The organism is Streptomyces sp. NPDC006544 (assembly GCF_040611715.1).
Taxonomy (GTDB): Bacteria; Actinomycetota; Actinomycetes; order Streptomycetales; family Streptomycetaceae; genus Streptomyces.
This window is the reverse complement of sequence record NZ_JBEXOV010000043.1, coordinates 23,449-41,076: the sequence shown is the minus strand read 5'-3', so window position 1 is coordinate 41,076 and position 17,628 is coordinate 23,449. Positions and strand designations below refer to the sequence as shown.

Here is a 17,628-nt window from a genome sequence, read left to right as displayed (position 1 = left end):
GCGGGGCCGGCCGGGCCCGCACACCGAGCACGTCCCGGCGTACCGCCGCAGAATCGGATGCATGGACCTGCCGGTGATGCCGCCCGTGAAGCCGATGCTCGCGAAGTCCGTGGCCAAGATCCCCCCAGGCATGCAGTACGAGGCCAAGTGGGACGGCTTCCGCGCGATCGTCCACCGCGACGGGGACGAGATCGAGATCGGCAGCCGCACCGGGAAGGGCCTGACCCGGTACTTTCCCGAACTGGTGGAGGCGCTCAAGGCCAATCTGCCCGATCGCTGCGTGGTCGACGGCGAGATCGTCCTGATCCACGGCGGACGGCTCGATTTCGACCGGCTGAGCGAGCGGATCCACCCGGCCGCCTCCCGGGTGAAGATGCTCGCCGAGACGACACCGGCCGCGTTCGTCGCCTTCGATCTGCTCGCGCTCGGCGACGAGGCCTTCCTCGACACCCCGCTCGCCGATCGCCGCGCCGCACTGACCCGCGTGTTCTCCACTGCTCGGCCCCCCGTCCATCTCGCGCCCGCGACCACCGACCCCGCCCTCGCACAGGAGTGGTTCGAGCGTTTCGAGGGCGCCGGGCTCGACGGGGTCGTCGCGAAACCCCTCGATCTCCCCTACCGGCCCGATGCCCGCCTCATGTTCAAGATCAAGCACGAGCGTACGGCCGACGCCGTCATCGCGGGATTCCGTTTCCACAAGAGCGGTCCGATTGTCGGATCGCTGCTCTTGGGACTGCACGACGCCCACGGCACCCTCCAGCACGTGGGCGTGTGCGCCGCCTTCCCCATGAAGCGGCGCGCCGAGCTGATCACCGAGCTCGAGCCCCTCCGGATGCCGTCCCCTGAGGGCCATCCGTGGGCCGCCTGGGCCGAGGAAGCCGCCCACGAGAGTGCCCGGCTGCCCGGCGCGCAGAGCCGCTGGACCGGAAAGAAGGACCTGTCCTGGGTGCCGCTGCGCCCCGAGTGGGTCTGCGAGGTGGCCTACGACCACATGGAGGGCGACCGCTTCCGGCACACGGCACAGTTCCGCCGCATGAGGCCCGACCGGGCGCCCGAGAGCTGTACGTACGCCCAGCTGGAGGAGGTCGTCGGCTACGACCTCACCGACGTGCTCGGGCCCACCGCCGGCTGACCCCGGGCACGTGCCCCGTCCCCGGCCCGGGCAGGGGCCGGCGCACCGCTACGGGTACCGGCACCGCTGCGAACACCGTCACCGACCGCCCGCTCAGCCCGCTCAGCCCGCTCAGCCCGCTCAGCCCGCTCAGCCCGCTCAGCCCGCCGTGAGCTTCTCCCAGTCCGCGCGGCTCGGGCCGGCCTCGTGCGGTGCGTAGTCGGGGCGCGCCGACAGCCACGTCGCCACCCGCGCCCTGATCTCCGGATCCGCGTACGCCCGCTCCGGCGGATCGGCCAGGTGGCGGACCCTGGCCCGCGCCCGCATCACCTCCGGATCCTCGAGCGCGCAGTCGAACAGCGCCGCCACCTCCCGGGCCGTCCCCGTCCGCCCGGCCCGCGTCGCGAACCGCTCCCCGATGGCCCCGTCCGCGACGACCTGGAAGTCGAACCACGGCTTGAGGGTGCGCACCGCCCACGCGTGGTGGTCGGCCGCGAACCGCGCCGATCCCGGCTCCCGGTGTGCCGTACGGGCCACCCTGAGGGCCGCCCACAGTGTCAGAGAAGTGCCCTGCCCGAGTGTCGGGTTGGTGTGGGTGATGGCATCGCCGACGGGCACGAACCCGGCCACCACCGGCCCCCGCTCGTCGACGAGCGAACTCCAGCGGTTGTCCAGACCCCCAGTGGCGAGGACCCCCGACAGGGGCTCGGCGCCCAGGCCCAGCCAGGCAGCGCCGGGCGGGAACGAGCGCGCGGCGGCCTCGAAGACGTCGGGGTCGCGCAGCGCGGAGCGCGTGCCGTCCCCGGTGTGCACGAACAGCGTCACGGCGAACACCCCGTTGTCGGCCGGGAAGACCGCACACCCGGCGAAGCTGCCGCCGGTCACCGCCCAGGGCCGGCGCGGCCCCTCCTCCCGTCCTTCCGGCAACCGGTACCAACGGCAGAAGTAGGCGAGTCCGGTGCGGTGCCGCTCCACGGTGCCGGGCCGGCAGCCGACGGCCGCCAGCCACCGCTCGGCGCCGCCGCGCCGGCCTCCCGCGTCCACGACGAGGTCCCCCCGGTACGCACCCGCCTGGGTGGTCACCCCCGTCACTCGTACGGGGGCCTCCGCTCCACCGGCAGCCGCGCCACCGGCCGCCCGGCCGCCCGCGCCCCGGCCGCCCATGACCCGGCCGCCACCCGTCCGGCCGTCGCCCGCGAGCAGACCGACCACCGGCTCCCCGTGCCGCGCGACCACGCGGGGCTCCCCCCGCAGGGCGGTGACCAGCGCGCTCTCCAGCACGATGCGCCGCGCCTGGAGCATCACCAGGTCCTCGTCACCGGGCCGCGCGGGCGGACGTACGTCGAACCAGTCCAGCTCGTGCCGCTCCCGTGCCCCCAGCCGGAGCATTTCCGCGTGCACGTCGGGCAGTTCCTCGCGCAGCACGGTGCGCGCGGCGCCGAGCAGCGCGTGCGGCTGGTTGGCCTGCGGCACGGTCGGCCGCCGCCAGCCGAAGAAGTCCCGGTCGAGTGCCGTGCCGGGGGCCCGTGCTTCGCGTTCGAAGACCTCGGCGGTGTGTCCTCGGCGCGCCGCGAGCAGCGCGGTCGCCAGCCCTCCGACTCCCCCACCGATGATCAGCAGATGTGCCATTGCGCCCCCTGAGCCGGTGAAGCCGTACGACGATCAGACCGCCGGAAGCCTGCGCGGGCGGAGCCTGACCGAAACCCGCACAGTTGTCCTATCCAGCCGCACCTCGGGAGGACGCCCATGCGTACGGAACCCCCTGCACGGCCCGACGTCCCCGGACGGGCCGAACCGACCGGCCAGGCCGAGCAGACCGACCGGCCCGACCGGCCCGACCCCACTGAGCCGACCGGGCCGACCCGGCCGACCGCGCACCCCGCACGCTCCGTCCCGCAGCCCAACGCCGTGGTCGGTGTCGGCCTGGTCGTCGTCGGGCGGGACGGCCGGGTGCTGCTCGGCCGGGCGCACGACGGCTACTGGGAGTTGCCGGGCGGCAAGGTCGACCCCGGGGAGGGCTTCGAGCAGGCCGCCGCCCGCGAGCTCGCCGAGGAGACGGGCCTGCGCGTAACCCCCGGGGAGATCAGGATCCTGTCCGTGCAGCTCAGCATCCGGCCCGGTCTGACCCGGCTGACGGCGGCGGCCGTGACCACCTCGGCCGGGGGCGCCCCCACGGTCACCGAACCGGACAAGATCGCTCGCTGGGACTGGTTCGGCCCGGCCGAGCTGCCCGCGGACCTCTACGCCCCCTCGGTGGCCGTCCTGCGCGCCTGGCGCCCCGATCTGGCGGCGACCCTGCCGCACACACCCACGTACGACTATCCGACGGACACGCGCTGACGCCGCCGACTCCGCCGCCCGGCCGGCCCACGACCCGGCGCCGCCCACCCGACCACCCCGGCCCCGCACACCGCCTTGCCCACACCGGCCGCGCTCACACCGCCGCGACCGTCACCACCGTGACCGCCGCCATCGCCACCTGCATGTCTCGGATCGCCACGCGGACGCTCTCGGCCGCCCACTGGCCCTCGGCTATCTCCGCCATGCGCGCGGAGGTCTCCTTGCGCGGGCGGTCGGGGAAGACCAGCGCGTGCAGTTTCGCGGAATGGATCAGCGCGACGAGGCCGGCCGTCCGCTCGTCCGGCTCGGCGCCTTCGAGGACGACGGACGCGAGGCGCTCGCGCAGGGCGCGCTCGACCTCGCCGTCGACCTCCGGGTAGCGGCGCACCGGGAAGACGCCGAGCGCCTTGTGCCGCTCCTCCCCGACCACGCCGCGCTCGGCCAGCCGGGACACCGTCGCGGCCATGACCCTGGCCTGGTCCTTGGTCAGCCAGTCGGTCACGCGGCGCATGTTCTTGCCGCGCAGCCAGGTACCCATCAACTCGATCCGGCCGTCGAGCAGTTCCTCACCGGTGGGCGAGGTGTCGACCAGGTGCAGGTACTTGCCCGACACCGACACCCGCTCGAGCATCACCAGTTCGAGCAGGGCCGCGCCCGCCACGGCCCAGCCCGCCGACTGCCGCCGCTTGAACGCCCCGGACTCGTCGTCCAGCGACAGCAGCGTGATCTCCTCCGCCAGCGTGAGCCTCATCCCCGACCCCTCCCCGTGATCGTCTGCCCTCCCCCGTTCAGACGCTCGTGACGGTCCGGAAGTTCCCGTGCGCCCGATCCCCGCGCGCCCCCTACGGCCGCCCCGCCATCGCGCGCGGCGCGAAGTTCCCGTCGTCCAGGTCCTCCGCCAGCAGCCGCTTGGCGATCGCGTCCGCGGCCACCCGCAGTTCGGCGCTGCGCGGGCGGCCGCGGTCCTTCTCCAACTGGTCGCCCAGCCACTGCGCCCACGCGCCCGAGATGACTCCCGCTTCGCGCTCCCCCGCCGGGGTGTGCGTGTAGAAACCGTTCTGCCGCGTCAGGTAGCCCTCCTCCACCATCCGCTCGAACACCGGCAGCAGGACCTCCGGGGGCAGGTGCCGCCGCGCCGCCATGAAACCGAGGCTCGCGTGGCCGACCGTGCGGGTCATCAGGTCCACCTGCATCACCGCCCACGCGCCGGCCATGTCCAGCCGGGTGTCCGACGCGGCGACGATCCCGCGCGCGGTGTCCGCGCCCATGCTCCGCACCAGTTTGCCGACCGCCAGCTCCAGCAGCTTGGCCGAGTCCCCGGACGCCGTGGTCGGCGAGCCGAAGCCGTCGCCCATGTCCGTGGAGGCGGCGCGGGCGCTGTCGCGCAGTTTCACCTGCTTGAGGAACAGTGCGACGACGAAGCCCACGACCGCCACCGGCACGGTCCACAGGAACACCGTCTGGAGGGTGTCCGCGTACGCGCGGACGACCGGTTCGGCCGCCACCGGATCGAGTCCGTGCACGCCCTGCGGGCTCATCGCCGCCTTGCCGAGCTGCTGCGGGTCCTGGCCCGTGAGGCGCGCCGCCTCCGCGACGGCCTTCGTCAGCGCGGGCTGCAGGGTGTTGGCGTAGATCGTGCCGAAGACGGCGGTGCCGAAGGCGCTGCCGAGCGTGCGGAAGAACGTGACGCCCGAGGTCGCGGTGCCGAGGTCGGCGTAGTCCACGGTGTTCTGCACGGCGATGGTCAGCACCTGCATGCACAGGCCGATGCCGGCACCGAGGACGAACATGTACAGCGATTCCAGCCAGGCGCTCGTCCCCGGGCCCATCCGCGACAGCAGGTAGAGGCCGAGCCCCATCACGGCGCAGCCCACGATCGGGAAGATCCGGTAGTGGCCGGTCCTGCTCGTGACGGTGCCGCTGAAGACGGAGGCGATGAGCAGGCCGACGACCAGCGGGAGCGTCCGTACGCCCGAGAGCATGGCCGAGTCCCCGTCCACGTACTGCAAGTACGTCGGGAGGAAGGTCATCGCGCCGAGCATCGCGAACCCGACGACGAAGCTGAGGACCGAGCAGACCGAGAAGACGGGGTTGTGGAACAGCCTCATCGGCAGCATCGGTTCGACGGCCCGCGTCTCGGCCACGCAGAAGAGCGCCAGGGCCGCCGCGCCGCCCGCGAACAGTCCGATGACGAGCGGCGAACTCCAGGCGTACTCGTTGCCGCCCAGGCTCGTGGCCAGGATCAGGGCGCCGGCGCCGACCGTGACCAGCGCGATGCCCAGGTAGTCGATGACGGGCTTCCCCGCGGCCCGTACGGACGGGATGGTCCGCGCGGCCGCGATGACCACCACCACGGCGATGGGGACGTTGACGTAGAAGGCCCAGCGCCAGGTCAGGTGGTCGGTGAAGAAGCCGCCGAGCAGGGGGCCGATCACCGTGGCGACGCCGAAGACGGCGCCGATCGCGCCCTGGTACTTGCCGCGTTCGCGCAGCGGGACCACGTCGGCGATGAGGGCCATCGAGGTCACCATGAGGCCGCCGGCGCCGATGCCCTGCACGCCCCGCCACACGATGAGCAGGGTCATGTTGCTCGCCAGGCCGCACAGGAACGAACCGGTGATGAAGATGACGGCGGAGACCTGGAAGACCAGTTTCCGGCCGAAGAGGTCGCCGAACTTGCCGACGAGCACCGTCGCGACCGTCTCCGTGAGGAGGTAGGAGGTCACGACCCAGGACATGTGGTCCCCGCCGCCGAGGTCCGCCACGATCGTGGGCAGGGCCGTGCCGACGATCGTCTGGTCGAGCGCCGCCAGCAGTACGCCCAGCATGATCGTGGCGAAGATGACGTTGCGCCTGCGCCGGTCGAGGACGGGCGGCGCCGCGGCGGGTACGGCGGAGGCTGTGGTCACACCTCGCACTCTCACAGCGCCCCCGGCCGGCCGCATGCGGCGATGGGCCGTCCGGGTGCGCCCGCGGCCGCGGCGTCAGCGCAGGTAATCCAGCCCCGGGTGCTCGGCCGCGTAGCGGTCCACCAGCCGCCTCGCCACCCCGACCGAGTCCACGAGCGGGTGCAGGGCGAAGGCCTTGACGGCGGTCGCCCGCGATCCGCCGGCCGCGGCCGCCAGGACCTCCCGCTCGACGGCCTTGACCGAGGTCACCAGGCCGACCGCGTGCAGGGGCAGCGGGTCGACGGCCACCGGGTGGGCCCCGTTCGCGTCGACCAGGCACGGGACCTCGATGACGGCGTCCGCGTCGAGCACCGCGAGCGTGCCGCGGTTGCGGACGTTGAGGATCAGGGTGGCGCGCTCGTCCCGGGCGATCGCCCGCATGAGCGCGAGGGCCACCTTCTCGTACCCTCCCGATTCCAGGTCGCTCTCGTCGCGCTCGCCGACCCCGGCGACCTCGCGGTTCTCGGCCATGTACGTGGCCTCGCGCTCGGCCCGGGTCCGGTCCCAGGCGCTCAGGGCCGCGCCGGCGCCCAGGCCGGGCCGGGCGGCCTCGGCGTAGAACCCGCGCTGCTGGTCGCGCAGGAACGCTCCGCGCGTCTGCCCGGCCTCCCGGTACGCCCTCACCGTGTCACGGTTGAAGTAGTAGTAGTGCAGGTACTCGTTCGGGATCGCCCCCAGCGAGCGCAGCCACTCGGCCCCGAAGAGCCGCCCCTCCTCGAAGGATTCCAGCGCCTCGGTGTCCGCCAGCAGGCGCGGCAGCTCGTCGCGTCCGCCGATCCGCAGCCCGCGCACCCAGCCCAGATGGTTGAGGCCGACGTAGTCGATCCAGGCGTCCTGCGGCCGCGCGCCGAGCAGCCTGGCGATCCGACGCCCGAGGCCGACGGGCGAGTCGCAGATCCCGATGACCCGCTCCCCGAGCTCCTCGGCCATGGCCTCGGTCACCACTCCGGCCGGGTTGGTGAAGTTGATGACCCACGCCTCGGGAGCGGTACGGGCGATCCTGCGCGCGAGTTCGCGCGCCACCGGCACCGTCCGCAGGCCGTACGCGATCCCGCCCGCGCCCACCGTCTCCTGGCCCAGGACCCCCTCGGCCAGCGCGATGCGCTCGTCCGCGGCGCGCCCGTCGAGCCCGCCGACGCGGATGGCCGAGAAGACGAAGTCGGCTCCGCGCAGGGCCGCGTCGAGGTCGGTGGTGGCCGTGACGTGGGGGGCGTCCGTGACGTCGGCGGCGGTCGCCTGGCCCGCGAGCACCCGCGCCATGGCACCGAGCCGGGCGGCGTCCTCGTCGTACAGGGTCACGTGCGACACCCTGCCTTCGGCGTGGTCGCCCAGCAGGGCTCCGTAGACGAGCGGTACCCGGAAGCCGCCCCCGCCGAGGATCGTCAGCCGCACGCCCTTACCGCCCTTCGCGATGCCACGTTTCGTGGCACCAGTGTCACCCGCCGCGCCGGTCCGCCGGCGACGGCAGGGCCCTCGCCCGTCAGTCCCGGGGCGAGGGCACGGCGCGCAGCCGCGGCGCATGGTGCGGCAGCGGGTCCGGGCCGCCCCGGACCGGGCCGGTCGGCGGGCCCAGCGGTGCCGAGAGGACCAGGGTCATCCGGGTCAGTCCCATGCCGTCGAGCATGGGGCTGGATTCGGCCACCAGGCGGCAGCGCACCAGGCCCCAGCTCGGGTCGGGGTGGCGCACCGAGCGCACGGCGCCGTCCTGCTCGGCGGCCTCGGCCCCGTACGTGCTCAGCCAGTGCGGCACCCCGTACCGGTAGGCGGCCTCCATGAACGGGTCGCGGGCCACCTCCTGGCGGATGCTGCGCAGGCCCTCGTCCTCGGGGGACGCGGCCAGCGCGGTGGAGAACCGGGCCAGCAGCGGTACGCACCAGGAGGGTTCGTGGTCTTCCAGCACGGCCGCGGCGTCCGGGTGGAACAGTACGAAGCGCAGGAAGTTGTCGTCCGGCAGGGCCGTCGGGTGCGGTCGCACGGACTGGAAGAGCCGGTCGAAGGCCGAGTTGGTCAGGGCCACGTCCCAGCGGTGGTCCACGAGGAAACTCGGGTACGGAAGGGCCTCCATGAGGGCCGCGTAGTCGCAGAGGTAGTCGCGCTGGGCCGGGTCGTCGGGCAGCCGGCTGTCCTCGGCGCCCCGCCAGGTGGGGGGCGGGTCGCGGTCGACCATGACGCGGAAGAGCCAGAAGCACTGCCGTTCGCCCATCTCCAGGGCCTCGGCCAGGGCGAGCAGTTTGCGGTCGGTCCACTCCTTGACCAGGCCGCGTTCCCAGTTCCCGTACGCCCGCACGCTGATGCGCAGCCGCGCGGCCATGTCCTCCTGGCTCAGCCCCAGTTCCTCCCGGCGCTGGCGCAAAATCTCCTTGCGCCGCTCCGACCGCACGGCGCCGCGTGCGGACTCCTCGCCTGACAGGCGCTCCCCACCGACGTGGGCGAGTCCTTCGGACGGGCCCACCGCTGCGAGATGTGGCACCGAGAGCTCCCCCTCTTAAAAAAATACGGTCTGGATCTTCATTTCCGTGTGGCGATCCTGCTACCGACTTCATTCGAGTGTCAACTATTGTGGCAATTCCAGCCTCTTGACAGCTCATTCCCGCCACAGCTGTGGCAAGTTCTAGCCCTGCGCACGGAGACCGGATAGATTCCAGGAGCCTGCCACGTGCCCGCACCCCGACCTCGCGCGATCTAGGAGAACCACTGGTGACAGACGGCTTCCCGGCTCCCGTCGCGGTGGCCAACGCGCTCCTGGCGGCAACCGTCACGCGCGTCGCCGAGCTCGCCGGCAAGATGGGCCGCGACCTGAACCAGGTATTCGACCTGCGCCGCCTCTCCGAGGCCTCCGGCGTGCCCGCCGACGTGGTGCGGAGCCTGCTGGACGGCCGGCCGGCCGGCGAACCCGATCTCCAGACCCGTTTCCTCCAGCGCCTCGACCTGCTGCGGCGCACCCGCGTCAAGCCCAACGGGCGCCGCTACACCCAGCAGGAGATCGCGGACGGCGCCGCCATGTCGCGCCAGCAGGCCGGAGCCCTGATCAACGGCGACCGCCGGCCGACCATGGAGCACTGTGACGCGATCCAGCGCTTCTTCGGAGTGCACGCCGGCTTCCTCACCGCCCACGACACCGACGCCCTCACGGACGCGCTCCAGCGGACCGAGCAGGAGCTGCTCCAGGACTTCGCGGGCCGCGCGCGGGAAACCGCACCGGCCGCGGCCGCTTCGGCAGGCGATCCGCTGGCAAGACTTCTGCAGAACCACGGAGTACGGGGCATCGCCTGGCGGGCCGCCCAACTGCCCAGCGACAAGCACCGGGACAAGGTGACCGAATGGCTGGACATGCTCCTCGAAAGCGTCAAACCGAACGAATCCTGACCCAGTCGAAAGTCTGGGTCTGATCCTTGAGTCCTGATCCGGATCCGCGCCGACGGGGAGAACGGTGAGCATAGGCAGAGAGCAGCGGCGGTTGTGCGGGGAGCTGGTGGCCGGCATCACGCTGACCGCGCCCGTGGAGCCCGTAGACCTCTACGCCGCCCTTTGCGAGGGCATGAGCAAACACCGCGGCCGCCGGGTGGAGTTCCGGATGGCCTCGTTCCCGCCGGGGACGGCCAGCGGCCTGTGGCTCGACATGGCGGACCGCGATCTGGTGGTCATCGAGGAACGCACCGCACCCGACCATCAGCTGGTGATCCTCGGTCACGAGCTGTGGCACATGAAGGCCGGCCACTGCAGCCACCACGTCGACGGCGCCGCCGTCGCCGCCCGGCTGCTGTCGGACGAGGCCGACATCGGCGAGACCGTACGACGCGTCGCCGCGCGCACGCGCGCCGACGTCCAGGAGGAGACCGAAGCGGAGACGTTCGGTTTACTGCTGGGCAGCAGGTGCCGCACCTGGCTGGCCGGATCGGCCAGCCACCGGGCACCGGCACAACGTGATCAGCTGGCGGGCCGCATCGAGGCCTCGCTCGGATACCGGGGGCACAGGAACGACCGTTGAACGGCCAGGACTACTACATACCGGCAGCGGCGATGGCGATCGCCCTCGCCTTCAAACTGCCGGCGCTACGGCACAACTGGCGCGACCCGCTGCTGCGATCGGTCTGCGCCCTGCTGACCCTGGCCGGAGCGGTGTTCACCTTCGCCGCCCCGCCCACCATCGAGGCGGTCAACCGCTGGACGGGCGTCCCCAACTTCTCCGCCCCGCTCGTCTACTGCCTGATCACCGCCTTCAGCGCCGCCTGCCTCGTCCTGATCGTCAACTGGCGCGGCGGACATCCGGAGCAGACCCGGCGCGTCTCGCGCCGATGGATCCTCGGCTACGCCGCCGTGATCGTGATGCTCACGCTGCTGTTCGCCCTCGGCCGGGCCCCCGAGGAGCGGCTGCGGGACTTCGACACGTACTACGCCAACACCGCGTTCATGCGGGAACTGATCGCGCTCTACCTGCTGGCGCACAACGTGGCCGCCGTCGTGATGGTCGCGATGTGCTGGCGCTGGTCCCTCCAGGTCCGCGGCTGGCTCCGCGTCGGCCTGATGATCATCGTCGTGGGGTACCTCTTCAACCTCAGCTACGACGCCACCAAGATGACCGCCGTCGTCGCCCGCTGGGCCGGCCACGACCTGGACTGGCTCAGCACCTCGGTCGCCCCGCCCGTCGCCTCGCTCGGCGCGCTCGTGAGCGCCGTCGGCTTCGTGCTCCCGCTCGTGTGCCAGCGCCTCGCGGACAGCCTGGGCAACTGGGCCACCTACCGGCGTCTCGGCACGCTCTGGCACGAGGTGCGGACCGCCGGGCCCGAGGGCGTCCCCGGCGTGCGGATGGCCTGGTGGTCCGCGGCGGAGCTCCGGATGATCCAGCGCGAGTCCGACATCCACGACGGCTTCCTGCACCTCGGCCCGTACTTCGACCAGGACCACCGGGACGAAGCCCTCGCGCGGGCCCTCGCCGCCGGCGCCGACGAGGTGACGGCGCGCGCCGTCGCCGACGCGGCCATGGTCGCCGCCGCCGTACGGGCCCGCTCCGCCGACCCCGAGGGGCGGGTCATCGGGGCCAGCGAGGAGGGGGCCCCGCAGGCCGCCGACGGGCCGCGCGACCTCGTACGGATCTCGCACGCCCTGCGGAACTCGCCGGTGGTCGCCGAGTTCCGCCGCCAGGCCTCCCCGGCGGCGCTCTGAACCGGCCGGGTCCTTCGCACCGCTGATCAGCGTCCGGCGGCCAGGGAGAGGGCCGGGAACAGGTCCTCGAACGGCGCCGCCGAATCGATGCCCTCCCGGCCGAAGGGCGCGTCGAAGCTCCACACCATGAACAGCAGGAACACGATCAGCGCGCTGAACAGCCCCGCCAGCAGGAGTTCGCGGCCCGAGCGCCGGATCTGCAGGGCGAAGATCAGCCCGACGGTGACCAGCCCGCCCACCACCAGGCCCAGCCAGACCACGCCGGGCAGCGTCGACGCGTCGCTCTGCGTCCGCTCGTGGCGGGCGTCGTCGGCGGCCGCGATGTGGTCCAGCAGCGGTTGGTAGGCCTGCGCCTGGAGCTCGTTGCCCGGACTCTGGTGGGTGACGTCGCCGCGCAGCCTGCCGAGGAGCTCGCCGCCCTCCACGGACGCGCCCTCCCCGGAGGTCAGCCGCGGCCAGTCCACGCCGACGGTGTGCGAGACGTACGCGTTCACCTCGCCCCGGATCCGGTCGCGGACGGGAGCCGGATAGACATCGGCCCGCTGGGTGACCTCGTACAGCGACTGGGCCTCGCGGCGCACGCTGTCCTCGGCGGCGCCGCGCGCCTCCCAGACGCCCGCGATGGCCAGGCCGAGCACGATCGCGTAGACCACGCCGACCATCATCACCATGTACTCGATGACGTCGGGGGTCTCGCTGGTGTCCTCGTCGTCGGCGACCCGGCGGTGCCGGAGCGCGGTGAAGGCGAAGACGACGGCGCAGACGAGCGCCATGGCGATGGCCAGGACCAGCCATTCGGACACGAGGGTTCTCCGTAGGTTGAGGTGAACGGACTGCACGTTCAGCCGCGGCTCTTGGAACGCGGCCGCAGCGCGACGGCGGCCAGCACCGCGGGGGTGGTCACGACGACCATGAGCATCAGGGTGGACATGCCGTCCGGGCCGCGCCGCGCCAGTGCCGACGAGTGGTACGGGCGCACGTGGAAGCGGCTCGCGGGCCCGGCCACGGCTGCGCCCCGGCCCGGAGCCGCCGCTTCGGCCACCGGCGTCGGCGCCGCTGCGGGCTCCTCCGCCGCGGCCACCAGCGGCTGCGCCACCCCGGCCACCGCCTGCGCCGTCGGCCCCGGGGCGGACGCCGCCGGGCCTCGCCGCGGAGCCGGCCACGGAGCCGGCCGCGGGAGCGGACCCTGCCCGGGGTGCCGCACGGTCGGGTGCGCGGGGCCGTGCGCGGTCACCCGTCCCGGCGGCACGGCCCGTACGGAGGGCGACGCCGCGGGCTGCCCGGGCTCCGAGCCGGCCGGGACGCACAGGTCGACCCGGGCACCTCGTCCGTGGCCGTCTTCGGCGACCTCCATGTGACCATGCAGCGGACAGAGCGCCGCCACCAGGCCGGCCCCGGCGAAGTACTGCCAAGCGGTCACCGCGCGTTCTCCCGATTCCGCAGCAGGGATGAGGGTTACGCCTGAAGAAACGATCAACGCCCGGCTTCGACACGCCTGCGGACAGGTCAAGATCCCGTGTGGAGGCGCGGTGCGCGCCAGGCGCGGCGATGTGACCTCCGGTCAGGTCATAGGGTTGTCCGCATGGCCGACTCCGATGAACCGCCCGTCGCCGTATGGGCCGCGATGCGAAGGCCCGGACGGTTCCTGCTGCGCTCCTGGTGGCCCTGGCGCTGCTGGGGTTACCTCGGCAGCGGCTTCCTCGTCGGCTACCCGGCGGCGGTGGTGCTCGCCCTGCTGGTCGGGCTCGGGGTCCTGACGGCCGTCGCCGGGATCGGGCTGCTCCTGCTGCTCGCGGCGGTGGCCGCCGCCGTACCCCTCGGGAGCCTCGAACGGCGCCGGCTGCGCTGCGTGGAGCCGCTGGCGGTGGCGGATCCGCACACCTCGCTGGCCGGGGCCGGGGCGGCCGCCTGGCTGCGCACGCGGCTGCGGGAACGGGCGACCTGGCGGGAGTTCGGCTACGCGGCGCTGCTCGGGGTGGTCTTCGCCCCGGCCGGGTTCGGGGTCGTCGGCCTGCTCTCCTTCTCCCTGCTCCTCGTCGCGGCTCCGGTCTTCGTCTGGGCCGTCGCCCCCGACACGGTGATGCTGGTTCCCGGTGAACCGGTCTCCGGCCCGCTGGAGGCCTTGGGCGGCACCGCGGCCGGGCTGGCCGGGCTCGTGGTCACCGCCTACGCGGCAGCCCTGCTCGCGGGCGCCCAGGTGAAGGCGGCCCGGCTGCTGCTCGGCCCCCGCGAGGAGGATGCCCGGGTGCTGGAACTGACCCGGTCACGGATCCGGCTCGTCGACGCCTTCGAGGCGGAACGGCGGCGCATCGAACGGGACTTGCACGACGGGGCGCAGCAGCAGCTGGTGGCGCTGAGCATGACGCTGGGGCTGGCCGAGATGGAGTTGGGCAAGGTGCCCGGGGCGGCCGACGCCGCCGCGCTGGTGGCGCGGGGCCGCGGCGAGGCGCAGCGGGCGCTGACCCAACTGCGTGACCTGGTGCGGGGGATCCACCCGCAGGTGCTGACCGATCACGGGCTGGCGGCGGCCGTCGCGGAGGTGGCGCTGCGCCATCCGGTGCCGGTGAGCGTGGACCTGGACGTGCCCCGCCTGGCCGGTTCCGTGGAGAGAACGGCTTATTTCACGGTCACGGAGGCGCTGGCGAACGCGGCCAAGCACAGTGGCGCCTCGCACGTCGCCGTCGCCGGCAGGGTCGAAGGCGGCCGGCTCACCCTCACCGTCACCGACGACGGCTGCGGCGGGGCCGATCCCGGCGCGGGGGCGGGCCTGGCGGGTCTCGCGGACAGGGTGGCGATGTCGAGGGGCAGGCTGGTGGTCTCGAGTCCCGTGGGCGGTCCGACCGAGCTCCGGGTGGAGGTACCGTGCTCCGGCTGATCCTCGCCGAGGACTCGGTCCTGCTGCGTGCCGGGCTGACGGAACTGCTCACGCGCGGCGGCCACGAGGTGCTCGCGGCCGTCGGCGACGCGGGGGAACTGCTGAGCGCGGTGGCCGCCGAGCGGCCGGACGTCGTGGTGACCGATGTCAGGATGCCCCCGGACTTCCGCGACGAGGGCCTGCGGGCGGCGCTCGAACTCCGCGAACGGGACCCTTCGTTGCCGGTCCTGGTCCTCTCGCAGTACGTGGCCACGGCGTACGCGACCCAGCTGTTCACCGCGGACTCCCCGGCCGGCGGCTCCGCCGGGCTCGGGTACCTGCTCAAGGACCGGGTCGGAGAGGTGGCGGAGTTCCTGGTCGCCCTCCAGCGGGTCGCGGACGGCCAGACGGTCATCGACCCGGAGGTGGTCCGGGTGCTGCTCGGCGCGCAGAACGCCGGCCGGCCGCTGGCCCGGCTCACGCCGCGCGAGCGGGAGGTGCTGACGCTGATGGCGGAGGGCCTGAACAACCAGGCCTTGGCGGCGCGGCTGTTCGTCACGGAGGCCGCCGTGGTCAAGCATGCGAGCAGCATCTTCATGAAGCTCGACCTCGACCCGGCGGAGGGCAACCGCCGCGTCCTGGCGGTCCTGGCCCACCTCCGCGGCACGCAGACACCGTAGGGACCGCGGAGGGGGCACCGGGCACCGAGGGCTGCGATCCGTACGGCGGAAGGCCCGGGGAACCGCCTCGGAGCACTTTCCGCGCCGGGCGGAAGACTCCCGGCACCTCCTGCGTGGTCATCCCGTCGCGTGCGCGGCAAGGCCCTGCCCGGGCCGGGTCCGCATGCCCCAGCGGGCCAGCGGGGGACGAAGCCCGCCGAGGACTCCCAGACCAGGGCGTAGGCCGCCAGCGCCATCATCGGGCAGCTGACGAGGAAGAGCAGCCCCGCGGTGCGAAACGCCCTGCCGCCGCCGTGCGGGGTTTCGATACGGGAGCCGATCCTGGTCTGCGTAGGCCCGGCAGGCCGCACGCCCCGCGTCCCGCGGGTCCCGCACGCACTCGCCGTCGGCGGAGCGCCCCTCACCCACGACGGCCGTGCCAGGTCCTGCGATAACCCTCGCGAAGAGCCCCGCCGACCAGGTCGAGGATCCCCGATGCCGCGTCGATCATGAGTCCCGGGTCGCCCGACCTGCACAGGTGCAGGTGCCCATGGAGCAGGGCGGCCCCACGCTCCGCGTCCGCCTCCAGAAGACGCCGTGGCAGCCACTTCCCGCCGCCGATCCAGGCGTGGTGGTGGTCGCAGAGCAGATCGGCCGCGGCGCCGAGAACGAAACCGGCCACCGCGAGGCGCTCGATCGGGTCGCCGGCGTCGGCGACATCGTCCAGCGCGTCGGTCAGCCCGTACCTCTTCGTTTCGACCGCCTCCGCTTCCAGCGCCGGCGGACCGTGGCGGAGGTCCGCAGCGGCCAGGGCGCGGGCCCGCTCGGCCTCGCCGTTCGCGTCGACCAGGACGAGACCGGTGGCATACATGCTCTGCAGGACCCCCCGACGTGTGGCGAAATCCGCTGCGAAGAGGTCCGCGAGACCGGCACGGGTGTGGATGAACAGCTCCACGACACGCCCCTCGAACCGGATCGTCTCCCGACGGGTCTCGCCACCGTCCCCGACGAGCACCACGATGTCCAGGTCGCTGCTCGCGGTAGCCCGCCCCGCAGCCGTCGACCCGGCGAGGATCACGGCGAGCGCATCGGGAAAGCGGTCACGCGCAAGACGTCGAGCCTGGTCGACGGGGTCCGGGGTCATGCCGGCAGGGTTTCAGGAACCTGGTACCGACAGCGACCGGGTTTTCCTGGAGCCGGCGCGCGGTCCCGTGACCCCGCCCGGGTGTCAGGCTGGTGTCAGGCCCGCTGACCGGCCGGCTTCCCGGGAGCGGTCGTTCCGGGCGAGCGCGCCACGATCCGGGAGGCCGTGGCCGGGGCGTCGGCGACGGTGAAGGAGCGGGCCCAGACGGACAGCAGCAGGGGCAGCGCGAGGTAGCCGAACCGGCCCGCGGGGGCCAGGGCGAAGGCCAGGGTGAGGCCGATCGCGAGGCGGTCCGCGGCCGCCACGACCGTACGGGGCGGGCGCGCCCACAGGGACACCGCGACGGCGAGTCCGCCCAGGACCAGCAGCGCCGCCGTCACGTACCATCCCCAGGAGCCCAGTTCGGCCAGCAGGTGCCCCGGCAGCGGGCTGCTCGCCGGGGTCGGGACCTCGGCCCGGCCCATCGGGAACGCGAACACCTGCCGCAGCAGCTCCGCCGGCTGGAGGACCGCGCTCGGCAGGATCAGCGCGGCCGAGCCGAGCACCGCCACCAGAGCGCAGCGCACCGCCGGCCCCCTGCCCCGGCAGACGGCGAGCAGGGCGACCGCCACCGCCACCGCGGGGAGCGCCGTCCACTTCAGTGCGCAGGCCCCCGCGAGGGCCGCCCCGGCCAGGGCCGGCCGCCCGGCGCCGGCGGCCGCCAGCGCCAGGCAGAGCAGCCCGGCCAGCGGCAGGTCCACCCCGCTCACGACCAGGGGCAGGGCCACCACCGGCGAGGCCACCAGCAGCGGCAGCAGGCCGGAGCGCTCGCCCCCCAGCAGCCGCCGCCCGGCGAGCATGCCGCCGAACAGGGCGGCCGCGCACCAGAGACGGGCATCGCCCAGCGGGCCGCCCAGCACCGCGCGCGGAATGCCGAAGAGCGCCATGCCCGTCAGGTAGGGGGTGTACTCCTCCACTCCGGCCGGGTGGTCGACGTAGAGGCGGCCGGTCTCCAGGAGCAGGCGTCCGGAGCGTTCGATGACCGTCACCTCGGACTGGCCCTGCCCGCTCAGCACGAGCCACAGCAGGGGCACGGCGATCGCTCCCGTCAGGCTCGCGGCGAGGGCGGCGCGCGGCGACCGGACGGTGAGGACCGCGGCGGCGAGGTATCCGACGGCCGCGCAGCAGCCCCACAGCCGGTGCGGTCCGAGGGTGGAGAACAGGGGGAAGGACAGCGCCCAGGCGGTTGCGAGCAGCCAGCCGACGGACGCCCAGGGAGCCTGCGGGGTACGGGAAGGGGTCATGGCTCCATTGCAGCCAAGGGCCCCCCGCCCGGTCTGCACGGCGAAGTGGAGTCCTGCGGGTGGGGTTTTCCCTACCCCGGAGCCCGGACGCGCCGCAGGGGCGCGACCCCGGAAGGTCGCGCCCCT

General features: G+C 73.5%; 16 protein-coding genes. 7 read left to right on the top strand and 9 right to left on the bottom strand.

What is annotated here, in order from left to right:
- Positions 1 to 61 precede the first annotated feature (61 nt).
- Entirely contained in the window at positions 62 to 1,132 is a 1,071-nt protein-coding gene (locus ABZY44_RS20715) for an ATP-dependent DNA ligase (protein ID WP_356655830.1), read from the top strand.
- Between the two features lie 138 nt (positions 1,133 to 1,270).
- Here the strand turns inward: ABZY44_RS20715 and ABZY44_RS20710 are convergent, their stop codons facing one another.
- On the bottom strand, positions 1,271 to 2,740 hold the full coding sequence (locus ABZY44_RS20710; RefSeq protein WP_356655828.1) for an NAD(P)-binding protein: 1,470 nt from the start codon (positions 2,738 to 2,740) through the stop codon (positions 1,271 to 1,273).
- A 117-nt stretch (positions 2,741 to 2,857) separates the two neighbouring features.
- Here ABZY44_RS20710 and ABZY44_RS20705 point away from each other — a divergent pair, with 117 nt between their 5' ends.
- A complete protein-coding gene (locus tag ABZY44_RS20705; protein ID WP_356655826.1) occupies positions 2,858 to 3,451 on the top strand; it encodes an NUDIX domain-containing protein in 594 nt (197 codons plus the stop codon).
- 94 nt (positions 3,452 to 3,545) lie between these two features.
- Here the strand turns inward: ABZY44_RS20705 and ABZY44_RS20700 are convergent, their stop codons facing one another.
- The 4 genes from ABZY44_RS20700 to ABZY44_RS20685 form a co-directional block, all read right to left on the bottom strand.
- Positions 3,546 to 4,202 (bottom strand): GPP34 family phosphoprotein, encoded by a 657-nt coding sequence (locus tag ABZY44_RS20700; RefSeq protein ID WP_356655824.1) that lies wholly within the window; start codon positions 4,200 to 4,202, stop codon positions 3,546 to 3,548.
- A gap of 91 nt (positions 4,203 to 4,293) precedes the next feature.
- Entirely contained in the window at positions 4,294 to 6,396 is a 2,103-nt protein-coding gene (locus ABZY44_RS20695; protein ID WP_356655822.1) for an MDR family MFS transporter, read from the bottom strand.
- 39 nt (positions 6,397 to 6,435) lie between these two features.
- The gene (locus tag ABZY44_RS20690) at positions 6,436 to 7,791 is read right to left on the bottom strand and encodes a 6-phospho-beta-glucosidase (protein WP_356655820.1); all 1,356 of its coding nucleotides are present in this window, start codon (positions 7,789 to 7,791) and stop codon (positions 6,436 to 6,438) included.
- Positions 7,792 to 7,879: 88 nt separating this feature from the next.
- On the bottom strand, positions 7,880 to 8,869 hold the full coding sequence (locus ABZY44_RS20685) for a helix-turn-helix domain-containing protein (protein ID WP_356655818.1): 990 nt from the start codon (positions 8,867 to 8,869) through the stop codon (positions 7,880 to 7,882).
- Between the two features lie 227 nt (positions 8,870 to 9,096).
- On the opposite strand from ABZY44_RS20685, the gene ABZY44_RS20680 reads away from it, so the two are divergent.
- The 3 genes from ABZY44_RS20680 to ABZY44_RS20670 all read left to right on the top strand — a co-directional run bounded on the left by ABZY44_RS20680 (position 9,097) and on the right by ABZY44_RS20670 (position 11,562).
- On the top strand, positions 9,097 to 9,765 hold the full coding sequence (locus tag ABZY44_RS20680; protein WP_356655816.1) for a helix-turn-helix transcriptional regulator: 669 nt from the start codon (positions 9,097 to 9,099) through the stop codon (positions 9,763 to 9,765).
- 64 nt (positions 9,766 to 9,829) lie between these two features.
- Complete coding sequence (locus ABZY44_RS20675) at positions 9,830 to 10,387, top strand: toxin-antitoxin system, toxin component (RefSeq protein ID WP_356655814.1); 558 nt, start codon at positions 9,830 to 9,832, stop codon at positions 10,385 to 10,387.
- The gene (locus ABZY44_RS20670) at positions 10,384 to 11,562 is read left to right on the top strand and encodes an MAB_1171c family putative transporter (RefSeq protein WP_356655812.1); all 1,179 of its coding nucleotides are present in this window, start codon (positions 10,384 to 10,386) and stop codon (positions 11,560 to 11,562) included. The genes ABZY44_RS20675 and ABZY44_RS20670 overlap by 4 nt, the downstream gene beginning before the upstream one ends.
- A 26-nt stretch (positions 11,563 to 11,588) precedes the next feature.
- Here the strand turns inward: ABZY44_RS20670 and ABZY44_RS20665 are convergent, their stop codons facing one another.
- Together ABZY44_RS20665 and ABZY44_RS20660 are read right to left on the bottom strand one after the other, a co-directional pair.
- Positions 11,589 to 12,365, bottom strand: coding sequence for a hypothetical protein (locus ABZY44_RS20665; RefSeq protein ID WP_356655810.1), 777 nt, complete (start codon positions 12,363 to 12,365; stop codon positions 11,589 to 11,591).
- Positions 12,366 to 12,403: 38 nt separating this feature from the next.
- Positions 12,404 to 12,982, bottom strand: coding sequence for a hypothetical protein (locus tag ABZY44_RS20660; RefSeq protein WP_356655808.1), 579 nt, complete (start codon positions 12,980 to 12,982; stop codon positions 12,404 to 12,406).
- 162 nt (positions 12,983 to 13,144) lie between these two features.
- On the opposite strand from ABZY44_RS20660, the gene ABZY44_RS20655 reads away from it, so the two are divergent.
- A complete protein-coding gene (locus ABZY44_RS20655; protein ID WP_356655806.1) occupies positions 13,145 to 14,437 on the top strand; it encodes a sensor domain-containing protein in 1,293 nt (430 codons plus the stop codon).
- The gene (locus ABZY44_RS20650) at positions 14,425 to 15,096 is read left to right on the top strand and encodes a response regulator transcription factor (RefSeq protein ID WP_356655804.1); all 672 of its coding nucleotides are present in this window, start codon (positions 14,425 to 14,427) and stop codon (positions 15,094 to 15,096) included. Before ABZY44_RS20655 ends, ABZY44_RS20650 begins: the two co-directional genes overlap by 13 nt.
- Before the next feature lie 400 nt (positions 15,097 to 15,496).
- On the opposite strand, the gene ABZY44_RS20645 is transcribed toward ABZY44_RS20650, so the two are convergent.
- Both ABZY44_RS20645 and ABZY44_RS20640 read right to left on the bottom strand, forming a co-directional pair.
- Positions 15,497 to 16,219, bottom strand: a complete 723-nt coding sequence (locus ABZY44_RS20645; RefSeq protein WP_356655802.1) for a nucleotidyltransferase domain-containing protein — start codon at positions 16,217 to 16,219, stop codon at positions 15,497 to 15,499.
- 95 nt (positions 16,220 to 16,314) lie between these two features.
- Positions 16,315 to 17,502: a hypothetical protein gene (locus tag ABZY44_RS20640; RefSeq protein WP_356655800.1), complete on the bottom strand. Its 1,188-nt coding sequence runs from the start codon at positions 17,500 to 17,502 to the stop codon at positions 16,315 to 16,317.
- Between the last annotated feature and the right edge of the window lie 126 nt (positions 17,503 to 17,628).

What these genes read in the sequence shown, in the direction of transcription:
- ABZY44_RS20640 (WP_356655800.1), bottom strand. Translation starts at nt 17,502, where the DNA reads ATGACCCCTTCCCGTACCCCGCAGGCTCCCTGGGCGTCCGTCGGCTGG.
- ABZY44_RS20705 (WP_356655826.1), top strand. Translation starts at nt 2,858, where the DNA reads ATGCGTACGGAACCCCCTGCACGGCCCGACGTCCCCGGACGGGCCGAA.
- ABZY44_RS20700 (WP_356655824.1), bottom strand. Translation starts at nt 4,202, where the DNA reads ATGAGGCTCACGCTGGCGGAGGAGATCACGCTGCTGTCGCTGGACGAC.
- ABZY44_RS20715 (WP_356655830.1), top strand. Translation starts at nt 62, where the DNA reads ATGGACCTGCCGGTGATGCCGCCCGTGAAGCCGATGCTCGCGAAGTCC.
- ABZY44_RS20645 (WP_356655802.1), bottom strand. Translation starts at nt 16,219, where the DNA reads ATGACCCCGGACCCCGTCGACCAGGCTCGACGTCTTGCGCGTGACCGC.
- ABZY44_RS20655 (WP_356655806.1), top strand. Translation starts at nt 13,145, where the DNA reads ATGGCCGACTCCGATGAACCGCCCGTCGCCGTATGGGCCGCGATGCGA.
- ABZY44_RS20710 (WP_356655828.1), bottom strand. Translation starts at nt 2,740, where the DNA reads ATGGCACATCTGCTGATCATCGGTGGGGGAGTCGGAGGGCTGGCGACC.
- ABZY44_RS20695 (WP_356655822.1), bottom strand. Translation starts at nt 6,396, where the DNA reads ATGCGGCCGGCCGGGGGCGCTGTGAGAGTGCGAGGTGTGACCACAGCC.